This is a genomic window from Janthinobacterium sp. CG_23.3 (assembly GCF_046115965.1).
Classification (GTDB): Bacteria; Pseudomonadota; Gammaproteobacteria; order Burkholderiales; family Burkholderiaceae_D; genus Janthinobacterium.
Genome location: NZ_JBJXIB010000036.1, coordinates 21,381 through 42,702, shown reverse-complemented (window position 1 = coordinate 42,702; position 21,322 = coordinate 21,381). Strand labels below are relative to the sequence as shown.

Genomic DNA, 21,322 nt, shown 5'->3' with positions numbered 1-21,322 from the left:
GAAAAAGGCGTGGGGGTTTTGGCCGGAGGCGGGAGAAGAACAACGGGGTAGATTGAACTTTTGGTGTAAAAACCAACGTAGGCGTGGGGGCGCGCCAAAAGCGCGGCGCGCCGCTCGACAAGATCGTCGCCGAACTGATGATTTTCGCCAACAGCAGCTGGGGCAAGCTGATGCACGAGCACGGCGTGCCCGGCATCTACCGCGCCCAGGGCGGCGGCAGCGGCAACGGCTGGGCCGCCAAGATGCAGGTGCGCATGGTCACGCACGCGGCGCCGCACCAGGGCCTGGGCGTCGACCAGTACGCCTGGAGCACCTCGCCGCTGCGCCGCTACACCGACCTGGTCAACCAGTGGCAAATCATCGCCTGCGCCGAGCACGGCGTGACGGCGCCGCTGGTGGCGCCGTTCAAGCCGCGCGACGCCAATCTGTTCGCCATCGTGTCGGCCTTCGACGCCGCCTACGCGGCCTACGGCGATTTCCAGTCGAACATGGAACGCTACTGGTGCCTGCGCTGGCTGGGCCAGGAAACCGCCCGCCAGGTCGAGGCCGTGGTGTTGAAGGACGAGCTGCTGCGCCTGGTCGACATTCCGCTGGTGATCAAGCTGCCGGGCATGCCGCAGGTGGCGCGCGGCGCCTCGGTCACCCTCGACATCCTGCGCTGGGACGAGGTCGACCTGTCGATCGAGGTGCGGCTGCTGGACATCGCGGCGGCGCCGGAGTTGGCGGCGGACGCCGAGCTGGACTATGAGGACGAGGCCGACCAGGACGGCGCCGCCGCCGCCGCCGAAACCTTGCAGGAGGCCGGCCAGGGCGCCGACGCCGACGCCGAACTGGCCAGCGCCGCCGCCGGCACCGAGCCGGCCGTGGAGTAAAGCCGTGGGCGCCGCGAAAAACCCGGAAGGGCGCGGCGCCAATCACGTAGAATCCCCACTATCGCTATTCTTCCGAAGTAACGAACCGATGCCTGCTTGCGCGTGACGTATTTTCAACAAAACCGTTTCCTGATCATCGCCGTCGCGATTTCGCTGCTGGCGCACGGCGCTTTGCTGGGAGTGCGCTTCGTCGCGCCCGCGCCGCCGCCGCTGGCGCCCACCGATCCCGGCTTGGAAGTGATCCTGGTCAACGCCAAGCACAAGAAAAAGCCGCTCAAGGCGGATGCGCTGGCGCAGGCCAACCTGGACGGCGGCGGCCAGGCCGACGCCGGCCGCGCCAAGTCGCCGCTGCCCGACATGCGCAAGATGGAAACCGGCGACAGCGTCAAGTCGAGCAAGCGCAGCATCGCCGATCTGGAGCAGCGCCAGCGCGACCTGATGACGCAGGTGCACCAGCCGACGCCGTACCGGGCCGCCCCGATCACCGAAAAAAACCCGCCCGACCCGACCCCGAAGGGCGCCGACCTGCTTGAAACGAGCAAGGCGATCGCCCGCATGAGCGCCGAAATCAACCAGACCATCGAAGACCAGAACAAGCGCCCGCGCAAGACCTTCATCACGCCCAGCACGCAGGAGGTCGGTTATGCGATGTATTACAAGACCATGCAAAAGCGCGTCGAGGAAATCGGCACGCTCAATTTCCCGCAGCAAAACGGCCGCAAGATGTACGGCGAGCTGGTGGTCTACATCCCGATTTTCCAGGACGGTACGATTTATATGAAGGACGGCGGCGTGCGCATCGAGAAAGGTTCGGGCAACCCGGCGCTCGACGCCGCCGCGCTGGCGATCGTGCGGCGCGCGGCGCCGTTCGGGCGTTTCCCGCCGAATATGTTATCTAGCGACAAGGATGATCTGTGGGTTATCATCACGCGGTTCAAATTTACCCGTGAAGAAAAAATGGAAGCCAATCTGACTGGTAGCGCGCATTGAGCGGCGCCGCCCGCTATGCTGTGTTCGGCAACCCGATCGCGCACAGTAAATCGCCCGAGATCCACGCCGCCTACGCCGCCCAGACCGGCCAGGACATCGCCTACGAGCGCATGCTGGCGCCGCTGGACGGCTTCGCCGCCGCCGCGCGCGCCTTCTTCGCCGCCGGCGGCCAGGGCGCCAACGTGACGGTGCCGTTCAAGCTGGAGGCGTGCAAGCTGGCCACCGCGCTGACGGTGCGGGCGCAGGCGGCCGGCGCCGTCAACACCCTGAGCTTCATCGACAATGAGATCCACGGCGACAACACCGACGGCGACGGCCTGGTCGCCGACATCATGCGCAACGCCGGCGTCGACATCGCCGGCAAGCGCGTGCTGCTGCTGGGCGCGGGCGGGGCCGCGCGCGGCGTCGTGCTGCCGCTGCTGGAGCAGCGCCCGGCGCAATTGCTAATCGCCAACCGCACGCGCGCCACCGCCGACGCGCTGGTGTTGCAGTTCGCGCCGCTGGCCGGCGCCGCCGGGTTGCTGCAAGCCTGCGAATTCGACCAGCCGGACGCGCCCTTCGACCTGATCATCAACGCCACCTCGGCGAGCCTGGGCGGGGAACTGCCGCCGCTGGCGCCGGCGCTGTTCGCCAGCCACACGCTGGCGCTGGACATGATGTACGGCGCCCAGCCGACGGTATTCATGCGATTTGCCGCCGCCCACGGCGCCCAGGTGCGCGACGGCCTGGGCATGCTGGTCGAACAGGCCGCCGAAGCCTTCCTGGTCTGGCGCGGCGTGCGCCCCGACACCGCCGCGGTGCTGGCGCGACTGCGCGCGGCGCTATGAGCAAGGCGCGCAAGACGGCGCCGCGCGGCGGCATCGGCGGGTGGATCAAGTGGATTTTCCTGCTGCCGGTGAGCGCCTTCCTGGTGATCCAGTTGTATTTCCTTTTGCAAATTTGCTGGTGGGTCAAGCACGACCCGGACAGCACCGCCTTCATGCGCGAGCAATTGTCGGTGTTGCAGGAGAAAAACCCGAACGCCGAGCTGAAGCACACCTGGGTGCCGTACCAAGGCATCTCGAACAACCTCAAGCGCGCCATCATCGCCTCGGAGGACGCCAACTTCTCCGGGCACGAAGGGGTCGACTGGGAGGCGCTGCAAAAGGCCTACGAAAAGAATACCCGCAAGCACAAGGTGGTGTCGGGCGGCTCGACGATCACCCAGCAACTGGCGAAGAACCTGTTCCTGTCCGGCTCGCGCAGCTATTTGCGCAAGGGCCAGGAGCTGATCATCACGTTCATGCTGGAAACGCTGATGGACAAGGAACGCATCTTTGAAATCTACCTGAACGTGGTGGAGTTCGGCACCGGCATTTTCGGCGCCGAAGCGGCGTCGCGCCACTACTACAACGTCGGCGCGGCGGGCCTGGGCGCCAGCCAGGCCGCCAAGCTGGCCGTGATGCTGCCCAATCCGCGCTTTTTCGACAAGCACCGCGGGTCCGGCTACCTGGCGCGGCGCACCGGCGTCATCTTGCGCCGCATGGGCTCGGCCGAATTGCCGTAACGCCGGGGCGTTAAGTTAGCGTGGCGTAGGTCGGCGCGCACTTCGCGGCTTGAGTTCCGAGCCCGTTGGTTTTGTTCGTTTCCACCACAAGGAGGTAACAATGCATCATCGACAACGCGGCGCCATCAATTTGTACTGGGTCGCCATCCTCTCCGCCGCGTTCGCGGCCGTCGCCCTGGCGGCGCTATTTTCCATGCGCGCCGAACGCAACCTGTTTGCCGACGGCTGGCACAAGCTGGTCAAGAGCGCCGGCGCCGAAGCCGTCGTGCAAAGTTCGCAACAGGCGTTGGGCGCGCCGGCCGCCGGCGTGCTGCGCAAATGCGTCATCAACGGTAACACCGTGCTGTCCGACGTCGACTGTGCGGCCAACCATCCCGGCAGCGAAGTAGTGGTGGTGCACCGGACCAAGGGCATCGAGTCGCCGAAAGCGCCGGCGGCAGCGGCGCCCGACACGGCGCCCGCCACCATGCAGGACAAAATGATTGAAAAGGCTACCCGCTGAGGCAAAATTTCGCGACCGGACTGGTCGGGAAAAGGGCTTTGCGGGTACACTTGCGCTGTTTTGATTTTGGCGCTGCGATTGGCGGCCGGCGCTAGCACCATCTATACGATATACGACAACCCAACGTCCGGCTGAGAGCGCGCATGATCAATGTCTTTGTTTTACAAAATGGCCGGCTCAACCAGGTGCCGATCGACAGCCGCACCGACTTGGAAAGCGTGGAGCCGGTCTGGGTCGACCTGACCGACCCGAACGACGACGAGCGCGCCTGGGTCAAGGCGATCTACGGCGTCACGCTACCGGGCGAAGACGAAGTCAAGGACATCGAGGCGTCGGCCCGCTATTACGAGGCGGAAAACGGCGACCTGCACCTGCGCACCGACTTCCTGCTGGAAGAGGACGACGGGCCGTCGCGCATCGTCACCGTGGCCTTCATCCTGGCCAAGAAAATGTTGTTCTCGGTGCACACCGACGACCTGCCGGTGTTCCGCCTGGTGCGCATGCGCGCGCGCTCGCGGCCCGGTTCGATCGCCGACTACATGGACGTGCTGCTGGACCTGTACGCCACCGACGCCGAGTATTCGGCCGACGCGCTCGAGGGCATTTACCAGAACCTGGAAGAGGTCAGCGGCCGCGTGCTGCAGGAAGAGTTCACCGACCAGGACGCGGCCGCCGCGCTGAACTCCATCGCCCACGAGGAAGATTTGAACGGGCGCATCCGCCGCAACATGATGGACACGCGCCGCGCCGTCAGCTTCCTGATGCGCGGGCGCCTGCTCAATTCCGAACAATTCGAGGAGGCGCGGCAAATTCTGCGCGACATCGAATCGCTGGACGGCCACACCTCTTTCCTGTTCGATAAGATCAACTTCCTGATGGACGCCACCGTCGGTTTCATCAACATCAACCAGAATAAGATCATCAAGATCTTCTCGGTGGCCAGCGTCGCCTTCCTGCCGCCGACCTTGATCGCCAGCATCTACGGCATGAATTTCAAGGGTTGGTTCCCGGAACTGGACTGGCCGCTCGGCTATCCCTTCGCGCTGGCGCTGATGATCACCAGCGCGATCGCGCCGTTTTGGTACTTCCGCCGCCGCGGCTGGCTCAAATAAGTTCCCGGCGTTCCCGCGAGGACTGATGAAATATGTCATCCGCTGCCATGGATGACTTATTTCGTCACGTCTAGTCATGTTCCGACATTACAAAAAGCAAGCAATCTTGAGCTAGGGCCAGCAAGGTTTATTTGTGTCATGCCTGTTTCGATGCGGGTGACAATTGGAGAGCATAGGTCGGAAAATATGCACGAAACTGTTCCATATTGATACGACGCCGGGTCCGGGTAGCGGCGCCAGAGTTTGTTCTTTTTGCCTTTGCGCCGCGGGTAAAAAGATGGCTGTGACAAAGCGACGCTTTACAGTCCAACAGGGAGTCACCATGTCTCGATTCGTTCCATCCGGCAGCTATCAAAGAACTGCCACCCAGATCAATTCCAACCTGTACGGCAAGGCGCAGCGCCGCGACCAGAGCTGGGTCGCCAGCGGCGCCAACATCACCAACCTGTCGGGCGGCCTGGTCAACCTGGACGGTTCGCTGCAGGCGGAAAACGACGCCGCGCCCAGCGCCGGCTTCGTGCCCAACGGCAGTTACAAACAGACCACCGAAAACGTTTCGGTGGTGCTGTCGGCGTACTGTCAAAAGATCGACGGCAGCTGGCAATGGGCGACGCTCGACATCACCCGCTACATCGCCGGCCACGGCGACATCGCCAACATCGACGGCGACCTGAAGATCCAGTAAGGGCCGCGGCTGCGCCTACATGGTGGCGAACATCGCCACCACCGCCGCCAGCATCACCGCCACGCCGATCCAGCCGATGGCGGTGTGGCGGGCCGTCAGCGTGAAGCGGCCCATGACGCTCTTGTTATGCGCCAGCAGCATCATCACGACCATGATCGGCACCGCGATCACGCCGTTGATCTGGGCCGACCAGATCAACGCCTTGATCGGGTCGATCGGCGCGAAGTTCAGCGCCATGCCGCCTATCGTCGCCAGCGAGATAATGACGTAGAATTCACGCGCCTCCAGCGCCTTCAGGTCCAGCCCGTTGGGCCAGCGGAAGCTTTCCGTGACCGCGTAGGCGGCCGAGCCGGCCAGCACCGGCACCGCCAGCAGGCCGGTGCCCAGGATGCCCATGGCGAAGATGAAGAAGGCGAATTCGCCGGCGATCGGCCGCAGCGCCTCGGCCGCCTGGGCCGAGCTGTCGATGTTGCTGATGCCGTGCACGCCCAGCGTGGCGGCCGCCGTCAGGATGATGAAGTAGGCCACCAGGTTTGAAAACCCCATGCCGATATAAGTGTCGAGTTTGATGCGGCGCAGGTGTTTGCCGGCGTATTCCGGCGCCTTGCGCAGCGGCTGGCCGCCGCCGTCGGCGCGCAACTCCTCGACTTCCTGCGAGGCTTGCCAGAAGAACAGGTAGGGGCTGATGGTGGTGCCGAAGATCGCCACGATCATCGCCACCGACTCCTTGTTCCAGGTGAAGCTGGGCCAGACGGTGTGGCGCGCCACCTCGGTCCAGGGCATTTTGATGGCGAACACCGTGGCGACGTAGGCCAGCAGGCCCAGGGTCAGCCATTTCAGGTAACGCACATAGGTGCGGTAGGGCAGGAAGATTTGCAGGGTCAGGCAGAGGAAGCCGCAGCCGAGCGAATAGAAGTGCGCCGAGCCGACGCCGGTCAGCAGGCGCAGCGCCTGGCCCATCGCGGCGACGTCGGCGGCGATGTTGATGATGTTGGCCACCAGCAGCAGCGAGACGATGCTGTAGAGCAGCCAAGCGGGGAAGGCGCGGCGGATGTTGGCGGCCAGGCCGCGCCCGGTGACCAGGCCGATGCGCGCCGACACCAGTTGGATGCCGACCATCAGCGGGTACGTCAGCACCAGCGTCCACAACATGTTGAAGCCGAACTGGGCGCCGGCTTGGGAATAAGTGGCGATGCCGGACGGGTCGTCGTCGGCGGCGCCGGTGATCAAGCCTGGACCGAGCGCCTGGACGGCCTCGTGGTTGCTGATGCGCTTAAATAATGTCATGTTGGCCAATGCAAAACGGACGGCCAACGTGGCGGTCGGCGCGTTAATTCAAGGAGGAGGGGGGCGGTTTCATGTTGGCGCAGTGTAGCAACTATTGCCGGACGCCGGTGTAACGGAGGTGTAAGCAATTGTTAGTGCCGGTTGGCATGCGTGGCGGCGCCGCGGGGCGTCCAGTTAGCGTGCCGTAGGCCGGATTAGCCGATCGGGCGTCATCCGGCCATGTTGGCCGAAGCGAGGCGCGCCGCTCCGGGCCAACGTTGTCGGCTTATGCCCATTGGGTTAAGCGGGCGATACAATCCGCCGCTTAACGGCAGGTGTAGCCGCCGTCCACCGGCAGGCTGACGCCGCTTATCATCGACGCCGCCTCGCTCAGCAGGAACAGGATGGGCCGCGCCACCTCGTCCGGCCGGGCGAAGCGGCGCAGCGGAATCGCCTGTAGCATGGGCGCGCTCTTGGCCGGGTCGCCCCAGGCCCGCAAGGCCATCGGCGTCAGCGTCACGGTCGGGTTGACGCTGTTGACGCGGATGCCGTGCGGCCCCAATTCCAGGCACATCACGCGGGTGATGGCGTCCAGCGCCGCCTTCGACGCGCAGTACGACAGGTGCTCTTCCAGCGCCACCAGCGCGGCCTGGCTGGAGACGTTGACGATGCTGCCGGCGCGCCGCTCGGCGACCATGCCGGCGGCGACGTGGCGCGCCACCAGCGCCGCGCCGCGCGCGTTGACCGCCATCACGCGGTCGAAGTGCTCGCCGCGCAGTTCCAGGCACGACTCCAGTTGCGCCACGCCGGAGCAGTTGACCAGGCCGTCCAAGCCGCGCACGCCGGCCAGCGCGCGCTCGATGGCGGCGCCGTCGGCGACGTCCAGCGGCAGCGGCTGGCAACCGCTGTCGGCTTGCAGCGCGGCCAGCTTGGCGCGGTCGCGCCCGACCGCGACGACCGCGGCGCCGGCCGCGCGCAGCAGTTGCGCGGTGACCAGGCCGATGCCGCTGGTGGCGCCGGTCACCATGATTTTTTTGCCGCTGAAATCGAATCGCATGTGCTTCCCCTTAAAGTGGCGCAGGCTGTTCGGCGCCCTGCGCCGGCGCCGCCTGCAAACCGTGCATGATCGGTTTCAGCGCCGGATACAGCTCGCGGTACAGCGCGAAGCCGCGGCGGTAGACGGCGCCGGCGGCGGCGTCCGGCACGGCGCGCGGCACCAGCGTAATCCAGCCGCGCCGCGCCGCCCGCGGCGTCACCAGGCCGGTGCCCAGCGCCGCCAGCAGCGCCGCGCCCAGCGCCGCTTCGACGTTTTCGGCGATGGTGTAGACCGGGTAGCCGGTGACGTCGGCGATGATCTGCATCCACAGGTCGGAGTGGGCGGCGCCGCCGACGACGATCAGTTTGTCGTCCAGCGATTGCGCGCCCTTGGCGCCGGCGTCGATGTTGTGCTTGAGCGCGAACGTGACGCCCTCCAGCACCGCCCGGTACAGGTGGGCGCGGCTGTGGTACAGGCTCAGGCCGACGAAGGCGCCGCTGGCCTTGGCGTCCCAGATCGGGCTGCGCTCGCCCATCAGGTAGGGCAGGAACAGCACGCCGTCTGCGCCGGCCGGCACCTTGGCGGCGTTGTCCTCCATCAGCCGGTGCGGATCGGCGTGGCCGAGCGCGCGCGCGGCGTCGACGTCGGCCTGGCAGAACGCGTCGCGGAACCAGCTGACCGAGGCGCCGGCCGCGATGGCGCCGCCGAACACGTACAAGTCCGCGCCGCCGTTGTGCACGTGCGGCATGCTGATCAGGCCGTGGCGCGCGTCGACCCGCTGGTTGATGTAGCCCCAGCACATGCTGGTGCCGATCATCGCCACGTGCTGGCCGGCGCCGCTGACGCCGGCGGCGAAGGTGGCCACCGCCGCGTCGACGCCGCCGGCGACGATCGGCGTGCCGGCCAGCAGGCCGAGGCGCTGCGCCAGTGCCGGCAGCAGGCCGCCGACCACCTCGGACGAGTCGACCAGGCGCGCCGGCATCATGGCGGCCGGAATGCCGAGCCGCTGCAGCATCTCCAGCGACCAGCGGCGCCCGCGCATGTCGTAGACGCCGCCGATATTGCCGGCCGAGCTGTGGTCGACCGCGACCTCGCCGCACAGCAGGTAGTTGATGTAGCTGTTCGGCGGCAGGAACTGGCGGGTGCGGCGCCACACCTCCGGGCGCTGGCGCCGCAGCCACAGCATCTTGGTGTAGCCGTAGTAGCTGTCGACCGAATTGCCGGTGATGTCGTAGAGCCGCTCCAGGTCGAGCGTCTGCCGGATCCATTCGACCTCGGCGGTGGCGCGCCGGTCCATCCAGATCAGGCAGGGGTGCAGCGGACGCATGTCGGCGTCGACCGGAATGCCGGAGCCGCCGTACAGGCTGCTGACGCAGAGCGCCTTGATCTGTTCGGCGCGCAGGCCGCTCTGGCGCACCACCTGCGCCACGCACTCCAGCACCGCCTGGTACCACACGTCCGGCCACTGCTCGGCCCACAGCGGCTGCGGCGTGTCGACCTGGTAGCCCCGCGCGTGCTGGGCGACGATGGCGCCGGCGCAGTCGACCAGCAGCGCCTTGGTGCTCTGGGTGCCGATGTCGACGCCGATGACGTAGTCTTTGCCGTCCATGCTCAGCCCTGGGCCGCGGCCGGTTTCAGCAGCACCTTGATCGAGTCGAGCGAGTTCGCCAGCGCGAACGCCCGTTCCCAGTCGTCCAGCGCGAAGGCGTGCGTGACGATGCCCTTCGAGGTGATCAGGCCGCGCTCGAACAGGTCGATCGCCACCGGGTAGCAGTACGGTCCCAGGTGGGCGCCGCGCACGTCGAGTTCCTTGCGGTCGCCGATGATGGACCAGTCGGCGCTGGTCTCCTTGCCGAACACGCTGAATTCGACGAAGCGGCCCAGCTTGCGGATCAGGTTCAAGCCCTGCGTCACGCCGGCCGGCACGCCGGTCGTCTCGATGTAGACGTCGCAGCCGTAGCCGCCGGTCAGGGCGCGCACGATCGCCATGGCGTCGTCCTTGGCCGGGTTGATGGCGACGTCGGCGCCGAAGGCCAGCGCCAGGTCGAGGCGCTCCTGCACCAGGTCGATGACGACCAGCTTCTTCGGCGTTTTCAACGCGGCGATCTGCACCATCATCAGGCCCAGCGGGCCGGCGCCGGCGATCACCACCACGTCGTCGAGCTGCACCTCGGCGCGGTTCACGGTGTGGATCGCGCAGGCCATCGGTTCGATGATGGCGGCGTCCTCCAGCGAGACGGCGTCGGGGATTTTATGCACCAGCGCGGTCGGCGGAATGCGCATGTAGTCGGCCATGCCGCCGTCGGCGACCTCGCGTTGGAAGCCGAAGATGTTGTGGACTTCGCACATCCAATATTTGCCGGAGGTGCAAAAGCGGCACTTCGCGCACGGCACGATCTGCTCGGCGATGATGCGCTCGCCGACCTGGACGCCGAAATGCCCCTCGGCGCCTTCGCCGGCTTCGACGACGTAGCCGAAGAATTCGTGGCCCGGCACCACCGGCGGCTTGACCCAGCCCGGCTGGCCCTCGCCGCCCCAGAACATGGCGGCGCCGGAATGGCATTTGCAGTCGCTGGCGCAGATGCCGCAGGCGGCGATGCGGATCACCAGCTCGTTGGCGCGCGCCCGCGGGCGCTTGATGGTTTGCAGGCGGTAGTCTTGCGGGCCGTGGCAGACCACGGCCTGCATGTCGATTTCGGTGTATTGCATAAAAACTCCGTTGGATAAAGTGTTGGATAAAACCAAAGGCAAGGGCTGGGGTCGGACCCCGGCTTTTCGCCGTTGGTGTGGTGCTAGCCGCGCTTGCCGCTGTTGCGGCTGATGTAAATGGCCAGCAGGATGATCACGCCCTTGATGATGTTTTGCAGGTAGGGCGAGACGCCCATCATGTTCAGGCCGTTGTTGAGCACGCCCAGCATGACCGCGCCGATCAGGGTGCCGACGATGGAGCCGCGCCCGCCGGTGATGGCGGTGCCGCCCATGACGACGGCGGCGATGGCGTCGAGTTCGAAGCCGACGCCGGCGTTGGGCTGGCCGCTCATCAGGCGCGACGTCAGCACCAGCCCGGCGATGGCCGCCGTGAAGCCGCTGATGGCGTACACCAGCAGCTTGTAGCGCGCCACCCGCACGCCGCTCAGGCGGGTCGCCTCCTCGTTGCCGCCGATGGCGTAGATGTAGCGCCCCGGCGGCGTGTGTTCGAGCAGCACGTAGGCCAGCGCGAACACCAGCAGCATGGTCAGGATCGGCGCCTGCACGCCCAGCACGCTGCCCTTGCCGAAGAACTCGAACCAGGCCGGCAGGTCGTTGATCGGGTAGCCGCCGGTGTACAGCAGGGCCATGCCGCGGGCGATGCCCATCGTTGCCAGCGTGACGATAATCGGCGGCATCTTGGCGTAGGCGACGAAGAAGCCGTTGCCGACGCCGAAGGCGACGCCCACCGCCAGCCCGATCAGGATGGCGGCGCCGGGCGGCACGCCGGCCACCATCAGGCCGGCGCTCAGGGTGCCGGTCAGCGCCATCACCGAGCCGACCGACAGGTCGATGCCGCCACTGATGATGGCGCAGCTCATGCCGACGGCGATGATGGCGTTGATCGAGACCTGGCGCGCGATGTTGACCAGGTTGTCGAGCGACAGGAAGTGCTCGGTGGTGGCGATCATCACCGCGCACACCAGCAGCAAGCCGGCGAAGGGCAGGAAGGCCGCTTGTTTGCCCAGGGCGCGCCACAGCGCGGCGACTGGGGCCGGGGCGGGGGGCGGGGTGTTAGTGTTTACCGGCTGTTGCATGGCGCATTACCTCGCTTGAATTGATGGACTCGGCTGCCAGTACGGTGACGATGGCGCCCTGTTTGAAAACGGCGACGCGGTCGCACATGCCGACGATTTCCGGCAGCTCGGAGGAGATCAGGATGATCGAATAACCCTGCCCGGTGAGCTCGCGCATCAGCCGGTAGATTTCGGCCTTGGCGCCGACGTCGATGCCGCGGGTCGGTTCGTCGAAGATCAGGATCTTGCAGTGGTGGTTGAGCCAGCGCGCGATCACCACCTTCTGCTGGTTGCCGCCGCTGAGCGTGGCGACGCGGCTGTGCGGGCCGGGCGCCTTGATGCCGACCTTGGCGATCATCGCCGTGGTGGTGCGCAGCTCGCGCTCGCGGCTGATCAGGCCGCCCGGCAGCAGGTACTTCCCCAGGTTGTTGATGGAGATGTTGTCCTTGATGCTGAAGTCGGTGATCAGGCCCTCGACCTTGCGGCTTTCCGGCAGCAGGCCGATGCCGTGCTTGAGCGCGTCGGCGGGGTCGCGCAGCGCGACCTTGGCGCCGCCGACCCGCACCTCCTTGTGCCAGGCCGGATGGGCGCCGATCACCGCCAGCGCCAGTTCGCTGCGGCCCGAGCCGACCAGGCCGGCGAAGCCGAGGATTTCGCCCTCGCGCAACGCGAAGCTGTTGGACGGGCCGTCGCGGCGAAGGCGCACGTCGCGCGCCTCCAGCGCCAGCGGCGCGTCCGGCCGCGGCGCCGGCTTCGGCGGAAAGCCGCTTTCCAGTGTACGCCCGACCATCATCTCGACCAGCTGGTCGACGTTGGTCCCGGCCACTTCGGCCATGCCGGCGTAGCGGCCGTCGCGCAGCACGGTGATGCGGTCGCACACCTCGAAAATCTCGTCCATGTGGTGCGAGATGAAAATCATCGCCACGTCCTGCCGTTTTAGCTCGCGCATGATAGCGAACAGCTGCCCGGCCTCGCCCGGCGTCAGCGTGGCGGTCGGCTCGTCGAGGATCAGGATGCGCGCGTTCAACGACAGCGCCTTGCCGATCTCGACGAACTGCTGCTGCGCCACGCTGAGCTGGCAGATCTCGCGCGACAGGTCGATGTCGATGCCCAGGCGCTCGAAGGTGGCGCGCGCCCGGGTCTTCATGCGCGCCTTGTCGAGCAGGCCGAAGCGGTTGCGCAGCTCGCGTCCGAGGAAAATGTTCTCGACCGCGTTCAGATAGGGGACCAGGCTGAATTCCTGGAAGATGATGGCGATGCCGGCGGCGATCGCGTCGTTATAGCTGTGGAAGTCGCGCGCCGTGCCGTCGACGACGATCTCGCCCTCGTCGGGGCGGTGGATGCCGCTGAGGATCTTCATCAGGGTCGACTTGCCGGCGCCGTTCTCGCCCAGCAGGGCGTGGATCTCGCCGCGGCGGATCGACAGGTCGATGCCGCTGAGCGCCTTCACCCCGGGGAAGCCCTTGGATATGTTCTGCAGTGTCAGAATCGTGTTCATTGCATGCCTCTTGCCGTTTTTGAAACAGCGCCCCGGACCGCGGCCGCGGGGCGCCCGGAATTACCAGCTGAAGGTCTTGGCGCCGTCCTTGTCCACCAGCTTGACCTCGACCGGCACGCTGGCCGGCACGTTGGCGCCCCACTTCTTGGCCAGCGCGATGGCCAGCGCCAGGCGCACCTGGTCGCGCGGATACTGGGCGGCGGTGGCGATGAACTTCGAGTTCGGTTTCAGGATGGCCTTGATCGCCTCCGGCGCGCCGTCCACGCTGGTCAGCTTGACGTCCTTGCCGCTGGCCTCGATGGCCGACAGCGCGCCCATCGAACCGCCGTCGTTGACGCTGAAGATGCCCTTCAGCTTGGGGTTCGCCTGCAGGATGTTTTCGGTCACGGTCAGGGCCTGGTCGCGTTCCTGCTTGCCGTTCTGGGTGGTGACGATTTTAATCTCCGGGAACTTGGCCAGCGCGTCCTTGCAGCCGCGCACCCGCTCCAGGATAGGCACCACGGCGATGCCGTCGAGGATGGCGACGTCGCCCTTGCCGCCCAGGTTCTTAGCCAGGAAAGTGCAAGCCATCTGGCCGGCGTCGAAGTTCTTCGAGCCGACGAAGGAAGCCACCGGGCCGTTGGCGTTGGCGTCCACCGCCACCGTGATCACGCCGGCGGCGTGGGCCGACTTCACCGCCGACTGGATGCCGACCGAATCGGTCGGGTTCAGCAGCAGGATGTCGATTTTCTTCTGGATCATGTCCTCGATGTCGCTGGTTTGCTTCGACACGTCGTGGCGGGCGTCGGTGATGACGACGCTGGCGCCCAGCGTGGCGGCGGCTTCCTCCAGCGCCTTTTTCATCGTGATGAAATACGGGTTGTTCAGCTCCTGGAACGACATGCCGATCTTCAGCGGCGCGGCCAGGGCGGGGGCGGGGGCGGACAGTAGCATGGCGCCCAGCGGGCCAGCGGCCAATGCGATCAATTTTTTCGAGTAGAACATGATGTCTCCTTAGTTTTTATAATGGGTGCTTGGGTTTTGACGCTGTTGCGACGGGCAACACTGTGGCGCTGCCCGTAATTCGGGCAGTACGCGGCCTCCTTTTCTGGTGGCGGGGGGCAGGCTGGCGGGGGAGGTGGGCGGGACGGCTAGCCGGTGGCGGCGCTCGCCGTTTTCATCTCGTCGTAGCGGCGGAACTTCGACGGCGGAATGCCTTTTTGCGCCAGGAACTGGCGGTTGAAATTGGACAGGTTGTTGAAGCCGACCTTGTAGCAAATCTCGGTGATACTGAGTTCGCTATTGGTCAGCATTTCGCAGGAAATGCGGATGCGCAGCTGGTTCACGTAATGCACGAACGAGATCCCGGTGTGCTTGCGGAACGAGCGCGAGAACGAGCTGACGTTCTGCCCGGTCAGCTCGGCCAGGTCGGTTTCGCGCAGCTCGGTCGAGAGGTTCTTGCCGATGTAGGCCAGCGCCAGGTTGATCTTCGACGACATATAGCTGTTCGGGTCGGGCAGGTAGTCCGGGCTGGCCAGCGGGCGCCGCCCGGCGTCGTGCAGCAGCAGGTCGAGCAGCGACAGGAACAACAGCACGCGGCGGCAACCCTTGGCCTCCAACAGCGCCAGCATCAGCGGCTTGGCGGCGACGCCGGCGGCGGCCGTGAACAGCAAGCCGCTGCGCGACTCGGCCAGCAGCGCCTCGACCTGCCGCAGCTCGGGGAAGGCGTGGATCGCGTCGGCGATGAATTCGCTGGAAAATTGCAGCACCAGGCAGCGCTGCTGCACCGGGCGGTGGTCGGGCAGCTCGCTGACCCAGTTGTGCGGCAGGTTCGGCCCCGACATCACCAGGTTGCCCGGCTCGAAATCGCCGATGTAGTCGCCGACGAAGAACTTGCCGGTGGTGCTGGTGATCAGCTGGATCTCGTATTCGGGATGGAAGTGCCAGCGCACCGTGCGATAGGGATAGCCATGCGACCAGGCGGTAAAGGACTCGTCGCGCCGTACACAAACCAGTTCGAGATCGGGCTTCATGCATGTCTCCAGTTATGCTTCGCTGACCGCGGCGCTGCTGCCTTGCCGGATCGCGTTGTCATCATTTATGGCTTCATTCTATGTACTTGAGCTGCCTTGCACCACTACATAAGGCGCGGTTAACTGATACTTTTTTTGCATTCCGGCGGTAGATAGGCGGAAAAATGTCAAATTTGGTGCAGCGCGTCATACCTTTCTATGCAACACGTTTGCATCTAGCTCCGACGGAAAAACAAAATAGTATCGAAGATGCGTTCCATTCGACGTGGTGCGCCGGCGCCGGGGCGTCTACGATTACGGCGTCCGGGCCACGCTGGCCGCCGGTCACGCGCGCGCCGCCCCGCGCCGCGCCGACTTAAACAACTGCGATTGGAGATACACATGCGAGCCCCCCATGCCGACTAGCCGCCGTATTGGCCCGATTACCCATTTGGTCAGTGACTGCGACGGCGTTCTGATCGACAGCGAAGCGGTGGCGCTGGACGCGCTGCTGTCGGCGCTGCAACCGCGCTTCGGCGACGGCGAGCGCCTGGTAGGGCTGATCCGGCCGCTGCTGGGCCGCGAACTGGCGCCGCTGCTGGTGGAAGTGTTCGGGGAATGTGGCGCCGACGCCAGCGAAGCCGAGCTGGCCGCCATCCGCGCGCTGGTGGAGGCGCAGTGCGACCTGCGGCTGGCGCTGGTGCCCGGCGTGGCGTCGGCCATGGCGGCGATCGCGCTGCCGAAGGCGGTGGCCAGCAACAGCAGCAGCGCGCGGGTGCACGCGGCGCTGGGCCGCACCGGGCTGGCGCCGCTGTTCGGCGCGCGCATCTACACGCCGGACCTGGTCGGTAGCGCCAAACCGCACCCGGGCGTGTATCTGGCGGCGGCCGGCGGTTTCGACGTCGCGCCGGGCGCCTGCGCGGCGGTCGAGGACAGCGTCACCGGCGTCACCGCGGCGGCGGCGGCCGGCATGTACGTGCTCGGCTTCACCGGCGGCGGCCATATAGTGGCGGGGCAGGCCGCGCGGCTGCGGGCGGCCGGCGCCCACGCCACGTTCGACGCCATGGCGCAGCTACCCGGCCTGATCGACGCGTTGACAAAACCCAGGGCGTAACCCCAGCCCCTGCCTCTGGTTTGTTTTACATTGCCAATTAAACATGTAAAACAACCGGCTTGCTATAAACTTCATCCTTTCCAGTCACCAAGGCCATCCCCATGCCGCACATACCGCCCCTGAACGCGCTGGCCCTGACCCTGCTGGTGCTGGCCCCGGGCGCCGCGCTCGCTTGCGACGCGCTGGTCGGCAGCTACGCGCTTGCCGCCGGCGGCGTCGCCGTCATCAACATCGTCAAAACCCCGACCGGCTACGCGCTGAGCACGCGCGAAGGCGGCCGCGTCGACGGCCCCTGGAAACTGGCCGAGCCATCGATGCGCGCCGGTACCAGCGCGCAGTTGAACGCCGGCGGCGTCGGCGTCGAGATGGACGCGAACTCCTGCGGCCTGTCCGCGCCGGACGGCTTGTTCCTGAAAGTGAAGCCCGGCGCGAAGTACCAGGACAACAGCCGCACCGGTCAGAACCGCATCGAAACCCGCGGCAACGAGACCGGCTACATGATCTACCTGGCCCAGGGCATCGTGGTGGCCGGCGTCGACCTGTTCCCGGTCCCCTTCACCGGCCAGGCGGCGCGGCAATAGCTCAATTGCGGCGCAGATTGACCATCACGATACCGGCCAACACCAGCACGGCGCCGGCGGCGAAGCGCACGCTCAACTGCTCGTCCAGCAGCAGCACGCCGAAGCCGACGCCGAACAGCGGCGTCATGAACGAAAACGCGGAAATGCGCGAGGCCAGATAGCGCCGCAACATCCAGAACCACGCCAGGTAGCTGGCAAAGGCGACGATGACGACCTGGAAAAACATGCTGACCCAAGCCATGGACGTCATCGAAATCGCCTGCACATCGCCGTCGCCGACGGCCACGGCGATCAGAATCACCGCCGCCACCGCCAGTTGATACAACAGCGTGGTGGTGGGCGCCGCCTCCGACAGCGACGAGCGCCGCACGACGATGGTGGTGGCGGCCCAGAACAGGCTGGCCAGCAGCGCGAAACCGTCGCCGATCAGCGTGTCGCTCCAGCCCGTGCCGGCGCCGGTGAAACCATTTGAAAACGCCAGCGCGATGCCGGCGAAAGCGGCGCCGATGCCGGCCCACTGCATGCGCCCCAGACGCTCGCCGGCCACGCCCCAGTTCAGACCGAGCACGGTGAAAATCGGCGCCGCGTATAGGAACACGACGATATGCGAGGCCGAGGTGTAGTTCAGCCCGAGCGAGACGCACAGGAACTCGGCGGCGAACAAGACGCCGGCGGCGATGCCGGGCCAGAAGGTGCCGTCGCGCAGCGAAAAACCGTTACCGCGCCAAAACATCAGCGCGCACACCATCAGCGCCGCGCCGCCGGAACGCAGCCCGGTCTGCAGCATCGGGCTCATGCTGACGGCGGTCGCCTTCACCGCGACCTGCTGCAAGCCCCAGCACATGCACAGCACCAGCATCACCAGCGCGGCGAAGCCGTCGAGCGGTTTGCGCGCGGCGCTCATGCGGTGCGCCCGGTGGCGCCGGCGGCGCGTTCCGCGACGCCGCGCCGTTGATGAAGTGCGAACATAGCTATTCCCTGTTTTATGCCGCGTAATGCTGCGGTGATGCTGCGGTGACGCGCAGTTGCGCCCTTGTGGTCAATTATAGGGGTGGCGGCTTGGGATGGTATAGTTCGAACCAGACAAACAATACGACACTTCGGACAAAATGGCCGTACACCTGCGCCAGCCGCCGTTCAGCGACGAACTGCCCCATCCGGTCTACATCCGCAGCGAAAAGCTGGAAAGCGACAGCACCTATCCGCGCCACAGCCACGGCTGGGGCGAATTCGTCTACTCGTTCAGCGGCGTCATGGAAGTCAAGCTGGCGCAGCGCAGCTACCTGGCGCCGCCGCACTACGGCATCTGGCTGCCGCCCGAGGTCGAGCACACCGGCAGCAACCGCTTCGAAGCGTGGTTTTGCTCGCTGTACCTGTCGCGGGAGCTGTGCGCCGGGCTGCCGGCGGACACCTGCACGCTGGCGGTCGGCCCGGTCATCACATCGATCCTGGCCGATCTGACGGCGCGCAAGGTCGACTACCCGCGCGGCGCCGAGGACGCGCGCCTGATGCAGGTGCTGATCGACCAGCTCGGCCTGGCGCCGCGGCACGACAGCTACCTGCCGATGTCGGACGACCCGACGCTGGGCCAGGTGCTGGCCGAGTTGCGCAAAACCCCCAGCGACAAGCGCTCGCTGGAGGCGTGGGCGCGGGCCGTGCACAGCACCGAGCGCACGTTGTCGCGGCGCTGCCAGCGCGACCTCGGCATGTCCTTCAGTGAATGGCGCCAGCGGCTGCGGTTGGTGAGTGCGCTGCCGATGCTGGACGCCAGGATGCCGGTGCAGTCGGTCGCGCTGGAGCTGGGTTATAGCACCTCGTCGGCCTTTATCGCGATGTTCCACCGCATGCTGGGCATCACGCCGGAAGAGTTTCGCAAGCGCAGCCGCGGCGCTTGAGGGAAGCGACAAGCGGCGGATTTTTTTCGTTGGCGGCGCGATTGTTGTTTACTTCTGTACCGAACGTTCGGTATTATTGATGGGGTCAACTTTATACAGGAAAACCGCCATGCCAACTCCCCAACCCGCTCAAGCCATCCGTCTGTACGGTTTTCGTCTTTCCGGGCACGCGCACCGGGTCCAGTTGTTCCTGTCGCTGCTGGACTTGCCGGTGGAAATGATCTATGTCGATTTGCGCGGCGGCGAGCAGAAGCAGCCGGCGTTCCTGGCCAAGAACCCGTTCGGGCAGGTGCCGGTCATCGAGGACGGCGATGTGACGCTGGCCGACTCGAACGCGATCCTGGTCTACCTGGCCAGCAAGTATGGCGAGCCGCACTGGCTGCCGCGCGACGCCGAGGGCGCCGCCGCCGTGCAGCGCTTCCTGTCGGTGGCGGCCGGGGAAATCGCCCGCGGTCCGGCGCTGGCGCGGGCGGCGGCGCTGTTTGGCGTCCCGTGCGACCGCGCGGCGGCCCAGGCGCTCGCGGTGCGACTGCTGGGGATTTTCGACTCGCATCTGGCCGGGCGCGCCTTCCTGGTCGGCACCCAGCCAAGCATCGCCGACATCGCCTGCTACAGCTACATCGCGCACGCGCCCGAAGGCGGCATTCCGCTGGAGCCGTATGCAAACCTGCGTAACTGGTTGAGCAGCGTCGAAGCGCTGCCGGGTTTCGTGCCGATGCAGGCGAGCGCAACCAAAGCCGAGACCTAAGCGTCCTTGCCGGCAACGGAAACATGTTATTGACGAGGAGCTTACGCAATGTCCACGAGTCCAGTTCCCGGGTCGCCGGGTGCGCTATCCCCGTTTCACGCCGGCGAGCGCGCCGTACAGGAGCGGCTTGGCGTGCGCGCCAAACTTGAGGCGCACGCTAGTTCGCTCATCCGCGCGGAAATGCCGGATCAACATCGCGAATTCTTCGCGCAATTGCCTTTCGTCCTGGTCGGCAGCGTCGACCGCGCCGGGCAACCTTGGGCCTCGGTGCTGGTCGGGCGGCCGGGATTCATCGTCGCGCCGGACCCGACGCACCTGTCGATTAGCGCCCGTCCCTTGTTCGCCGACCCGTTGGCCGGGGCGCTGTCGCCCGGCGCGCCGCTGGGCCTGCTGGGCGTCGAGCCGCACACCAGGCGGCGCAACCGGGCCAACGTGACGGTGGAGCGGCTGACGGAAGCCGGGTTCGCGGCGCGCCTCGACCAGAGCTTCGGCAACTGCCCGAAGTATATCCAGGCGCGCCAGCCGGCGCTGCTTGACGCCGCGGCGGGGCGGGGCGAGCGCCGGGTACGCCGCGGCGAGGGTCTCGACGGCGATATGCGGCGGCTGATCGGCGCGGCCGACACCTATTTCATCGCCAGCGCGTTTGCCGGCGACGCCGGGCAGCCGGCCGGCGTCGACGTGTCGCACCGCGGCGGCAAGCCGGGTTTTGTGCGGATCGACGACGAGCGGACCTTGTCGGCGCCTGAGTTTTCCGGGAATTTCTTCTTCAATACGACCGGCAACCTGATGCTCGATCCGCGCGCCGGCTTGCTCTTCATCGATTTCGCCAGCGGCGACCTGCTGTACCTGGCGGTGAGGGCGCGCATCGTCTGGGACGGCGCCGAGGTTGACGCCTTCGTCGGCGCGCAGCGCCTGTTCCGCTTCGACATCGAGCGGGCCATGTTGGTGGAAAATTCCCTGCCTTTGCGCTGGGGCGAGGCGCAGATGTCGCCTTTGTTGGAGAAGACCGGATCATGGCCGCAGTCCGGCGCCGCGACGGACTAGTAAACCTTGCGGTTTCCCGGCACGGCGTTTAAATTGGGCGACTAACACGCAACCGCCTCGCTCCCATGTCCACTGCCGCCCTTCCGCGCGATGAAATCGTCTTGCGCATCCTCGCCGCCTTCCGCCAATACGGCTATGAGGGCGCCAGCCTGGGGCGTCTGTCGAGCGCCACCGGGCTGGGCCGCTCCAGTCTGTACCACCATTTTCCGAAGGGGAAGGAGGACATGGCCAACGCGGCGATGTCGGCGGTCAGCGCGTGGTTTGGCGAAAACGTCCTCGCCACGCTGGCGGGAGAGGAGCCGGCGGCGCGCCGGCTGGAACGTTTTGCCGCCAAGCTCGCCGAGTTTTACCGCCAGGGTGAATCGTCCTGCCTGACCGACGTGTTCACCATCGGCGAGGCCGGCGCGGTTTTCCAGCAGCGCATCGGCGAACGGATGAAGCTGCTCATTGGCGCGCTGGCGAAGACGGCGCAGGGGGCCGGCGTGGCGCCGGGCGAGGCGCTGCGGCGCGCCGAGGACGCCGTGGTCAGCATCCAGGGTTCGCTGATCGTCGCGCGCGCGCTGGGCGACACCGCGCCGTTTCTGCGCGCGATGCAGCAGTTGCCGCGGCGCTTGCTGGGGGAGTGAATTTGGCGGTTGCGCCGCCGGTTTTGACTGGCGCGGCGGCGCTGTCGGGCCG

Annotated in this window: 21 protein-coding genes and 1 pseudogene; 13 read left to right on the top strand and 9 right to left on the bottom strand. The window is 66.4% G+C overall.

The window, feature by feature from the left end; all coding sequences use genetic code 11:
- From ACFDR9_RS11200 to ACFDR9_RS11170, 7 genes and pseudogenes are all read left to right on the top strand, one after another.
- Positions 1-872, top strand: a pseudogene (locus ACFDR9_RS11200) (RNB domain-containing ribonuclease); the annotation flags it as partial.
- A gap of 102 nt (positions 873-974) precedes the next feature.
- Positions 975-1,862: a TonB family protein gene (locus tag ACFDR9_RS11195; RefSeq protein WP_409031050.1), complete on the top strand. Its 888-nt coding sequence runs from the start codon at positions 975-977 to the stop codon at positions 1,860-1,862.
- Positions 1,859-2,689 carry a shikimate dehydrogenase gene (aroE, locus tag ACFDR9_RS11190; protein ID WP_017877322.1) on the top strand — a complete coding sequence of 277 codons (831 nt, stop codon included), beginning with the start codon at positions 1,859-1,861 and terminating at the stop codon, positions 2,687-2,689. The genes ACFDR9_RS11195 and aroE overlap by 4 nt, the downstream gene beginning before the upstream one ends.
- Positions 2,686-3,408 (top strand): monofunctional biosynthetic peptidoglycan transglycosylase, encoded by a 723-nt coding sequence (gene mtgA, locus ACFDR9_RS11185; RefSeq protein ID WP_017877321.1) that lies wholly within the window; start codon positions 2,686-2,688, stop codon positions 3,406-3,408. Before aroE ends, mtgA begins: the two co-directional genes overlap by 4 nt.
- 100 nt (positions 3,409-3,508) lie before the next feature.
- The gene (locus tag ACFDR9_RS11180; RefSeq protein WP_409031049.1) at positions 3,509-3,910 is read left to right on the top strand and encodes a DUF4124 domain-containing protein; all 402 of its coding nucleotides are present in this window, start codon (positions 3,509-3,511) and stop codon (positions 3,908-3,910) included.
- A gap of 143 nt (positions 3,911-4,053) precedes the next feature.
- Positions 4,054-5,022 carry a magnesium/cobalt transporter CorA gene (gene corA, locus ACFDR9_RS11175; RefSeq protein WP_409031048.1) on the top strand — a complete coding sequence of 323 codons (969 nt, stop codon included), beginning with the start codon at positions 4,054-4,056 and terminating at the stop codon, positions 5,020-5,022.
- 322 nt (positions 5,023-5,344) lie between these two features.
- Positions 5,345-5,707 carry a hypothetical protein gene (locus ACFDR9_RS11170; protein WP_017877318.1) on the top strand — a complete coding sequence of 121 codons (363 nt, stop codon included), beginning with the start codon at positions 5,345-5,347 and terminating at the stop codon, positions 5,705-5,707.
- A 15-nt stretch (positions 5,708-5,722) separates the two neighbouring features.
- On the opposite strand, the gene ACFDR9_RS11165 is transcribed toward ACFDR9_RS11170, so the two are convergent.
- The 8 genes from ACFDR9_RS11165 to ACFDR9_RS11130 form a co-directional block, all read right to left on the bottom strand.
- Positions 5,723-6,994 carry an NRAMP family divalent metal transporter gene (locus ACFDR9_RS11165; protein WP_051068380.1) on the bottom strand — a complete coding sequence of 424 codons (1,272 nt, stop codon included), beginning with the start codon at positions 6,992-6,994 and terminating at the stop codon, positions 5,723-5,725.
- Positions 6,995-7,298: 304 nt separating this feature from the next.
- Positions 7,299-8,030 (bottom strand): SDR family oxidoreductase, encoded by a 732-nt coding sequence (locus ACFDR9_RS11160; protein ID WP_409031047.1) that lies wholly within the window; start codon positions 8,028-8,030, stop codon positions 7,299-7,301.
- Positions 8,031-8,040: 10 nt separating this feature from the next.
- Positions 8,041-9,618: an FGGY-family carbohydrate kinase gene (locus ACFDR9_RS11155; RefSeq protein WP_409031046.1), complete on the bottom strand. Its 1,578-nt coding sequence runs from the start codon at positions 9,616-9,618 to the stop codon at positions 8,041-8,043.
- Between the two features lie 2 nt (positions 9,619-9,620).
- Positions 9,621-10,718, bottom strand: a complete 1,098-nt coding sequence (locus ACFDR9_RS11150) for an erythritol/L-threitol dehydrogenase (protein WP_017877314.1) — start codon at positions 10,716-10,718, stop codon at positions 9,621-9,623.
- A gap of 83 nt (positions 10,719-10,801) precedes the next feature.
- On the bottom strand, positions 10,802-11,794 hold the full coding sequence (locus ACFDR9_RS11145; protein WP_409031045.1) for an ABC transporter permease: 993 nt from the start codon (positions 11,792-11,794) through the stop codon (positions 10,802-10,804).
- Positions 11,772-13,271, bottom strand: a complete 1,500-nt coding sequence (locus ACFDR9_RS11140; RefSeq protein WP_409031044.1) for a sugar ABC transporter ATP-binding protein — start codon at positions 13,269-13,271, stop codon at positions 11,772-11,774. Before ACFDR9_RS11140 ends, ACFDR9_RS11145 begins: the two co-directional genes overlap by 23 nt.
- A gap of 60 nt (positions 13,272-13,331) precedes the next feature.
- A complete protein-coding gene (locus ACFDR9_RS11135) occupies positions 13,332-14,255 on the bottom strand; it encodes a substrate-binding domain-containing protein (protein WP_017877311.1) in 924 nt (307 codons plus the stop codon).
- Positions 14,256-14,401: 146 nt separating this feature from the next.
- Positions 14,402-15,283, bottom strand: a complete 882-nt coding sequence (locus ACFDR9_RS11130; protein WP_409031043.1) for an AraC family transcriptional regulator — start codon at positions 15,281-15,283, stop codon at positions 14,402-14,404.
- 430 nt (positions 15,284-15,713) lie between these two features.
- Between ACFDR9_RS11130 and ACFDR9_RS11125 the strand changes: the two genes are divergently transcribed.
- Together ACFDR9_RS11125 and ACFDR9_RS11120 are read left to right on the top strand one after the other, a co-directional pair.
- Entirely contained in the window at positions 15,714-16,376 is a 663-nt protein-coding gene (locus ACFDR9_RS11125) for an HAD family hydrolase (RefSeq protein WP_409031042.1), read from the top strand.
- A gap of 101 nt (positions 16,377-16,477) precedes the next feature.
- Entirely contained in the window at positions 16,478-16,957 is a 480-nt protein-coding gene (locus ACFDR9_RS11120) for a hypothetical protein (RefSeq protein ID WP_409031041.1), read from the top strand.
- A gap of 1 nt (position 16,958) precedes the next feature.
- Here ACFDR9_RS11120 and ACFDR9_RS11115 read toward each other — a convergent pair whose 3' ends face one another.
- On the bottom strand, positions 16,959-17,861 hold the full coding sequence (locus ACFDR9_RS11115) for a DMT family transporter (RefSeq protein WP_409031040.1): 903 nt from the start codon (positions 17,859-17,861) through the stop codon (positions 16,959-16,961).
- 205 nt (positions 17,862-18,066) lie between these two features.
- Here ACFDR9_RS11115 and ACFDR9_RS11110 point away from each other — a divergent pair, with 205 nt between their 5' ends.
- The 4 genes from ACFDR9_RS11110 to ACFDR9_RS11095 all read left to right on the top strand — a co-directional run bounded on the left by ACFDR9_RS11110 (position 18,067) and on the right by ACFDR9_RS11095 (position 21,270).
- Entirely contained in the window at positions 18,067-18,852 is a 786-nt protein-coding gene (locus ACFDR9_RS11110; protein WP_409031039.1) for an AraC family transcriptional regulator, read from the top strand.
- Between the two features lie 109 nt (positions 18,853-18,961).
- Complete coding sequence (locus tag ACFDR9_RS11105) at positions 18,962-19,600, top strand: glutathione S-transferase family protein (protein ID WP_409031038.1); 639 nt, start codon at positions 18,962-18,964, stop codon at positions 19,598-19,600.
- A 180-nt stretch (positions 19,601-19,780) separates the two neighbouring features.
- Positions 19,781-20,644 carry a pyridoxamine 5'-phosphate oxidase family protein gene (locus ACFDR9_RS11100; protein WP_409031037.1) on the top strand — a complete coding sequence of 288 codons (864 nt, stop codon included), beginning with the start codon at positions 19,781-19,783 and terminating at the stop codon, positions 20,642-20,644.
- 65 nt (positions 20,645-20,709) lie between these two features.
- A complete protein-coding gene (locus ACFDR9_RS11095) occupies positions 20,710-21,270 on the top strand; it encodes a TetR/AcrR family transcriptional regulator (protein WP_409031036.1) in 561 nt (186 codons plus the stop codon).
- Positions 21,271-21,322 lie beyond the last annotated feature (52 nt).

Coding starts and splice junctions, on each gene's coding strand:
- mtgA (WP_017877321.1), top strand. CDS start 2,686: ATGAGCAAGGCGCGCAAGACGGCGCCGCGCGGCGGCATCGGCGGGTGG.
- ACFDR9_RS11180 (WP_409031049.1), top strand. CDS start 3,509: ATGCATCATCGACAACGCGGCGCCATCAATTTGTACTGGGTCGCCATC.
- corA (WP_409031048.1), top strand. CDS start 4,054: ATGATCAATGTCTTTGTTTTACAAAATGGCCGGCTCAACCAGGTGCCG.
- ACFDR9_RS11170 (WP_017877318.1), top strand. CDS start 5,345: ATGTCTCGATTCGTTCCATCCGGCAGCTATCAAAGAACTGCCACCCAG.
- ACFDR9_RS11165 (WP_051068380.1), bottom strand. CDS start 6,994: ATGACATTATTTAAGCGCATCAGCAACCACGAGGCCGTCCAGGCGCTC.
- ACFDR9_RS11160 (WP_409031047.1), bottom strand. CDS start 8,030: ATGCGATTCGATTTCAGCGGCAAAAAAATCATGGTGACCGGCGCCACC.
- ACFDR9_RS11155 (WP_409031046.1), bottom strand. CDS start 9,618: ATGGACGGCAAAGACTACGTCATCGGCGTCGACATCGGCACCCAGAGC.
- ACFDR9_RS11150 (WP_017877314.1), bottom strand. CDS start 10,718: ATGCAATACACCGAAATCGACATGCAGGCCGTGGTCTGCCACGGCCCG.
- ACFDR9_RS11145 (WP_409031045.1), bottom strand. CDS start 11,794: ATGCAACAGCCGGTAAACACTAACACCCCGCCCCCCGCCCCGGCCCCA.
- ACFDR9_RS11140 (WP_409031044.1), bottom strand. CDS start 13,271: ATGAACACGATTCTGACACTGCAGAACATATCCAAGGGCTTCCCCGGG.
- ACFDR9_RS11135 (WP_017877311.1), bottom strand. CDS start 14,255: ATGTTCTACTCGAAAAAATTGATCGCATTGGCCGCTGGCCCGCTGGGC.
- ACFDR9_RS11130 (WP_409031043.1), bottom strand. CDS start 15,283: ATGAAGCCCGATCTCGAACTGGTTTGTGTACGGCGCGACGAGTCCTTT.
- ACFDR9_RS11120 (WP_409031041.1), top strand. CDS start 16,478: ATGCCGCACATACCGCCCCTGAACGCGCTGGCCCTGACCCTGCTGGTG.
- ACFDR9_RS11115 (WP_409031040.1), bottom strand. CDS start 17,861: ATGAGCGCCGCGCGCAAACCGCTCGACGGCTTCGCCGCGCTGGTGATG.
- ACFDR9_RS11110 (WP_409031039.1), top strand. CDS start 18,067: ATGGCCGTACACCTGCGCCAGCCGCCGTTCAGCGACGAACTGCCCCAT.
- ACFDR9_RS11105 (WP_409031038.1), top strand. CDS start 18,962: ATGCCAACTCCCCAACCCGCTCAAGCCATCCGTCTGTACGGTTTTCGT.
- ACFDR9_RS11100 (WP_409031037.1), top strand. CDS start 19,781: ATGCCGGATCAACATCGCGAATTCTTCGCGCAATTGCCTTTCGTCCTG.
- ACFDR9_RS11095 (WP_409031036.1), top strand. CDS start 20,710: ATGTCCACTGCCGCCCTTCCGCGCGATGAAATCGTCTTGCGCATCCTC.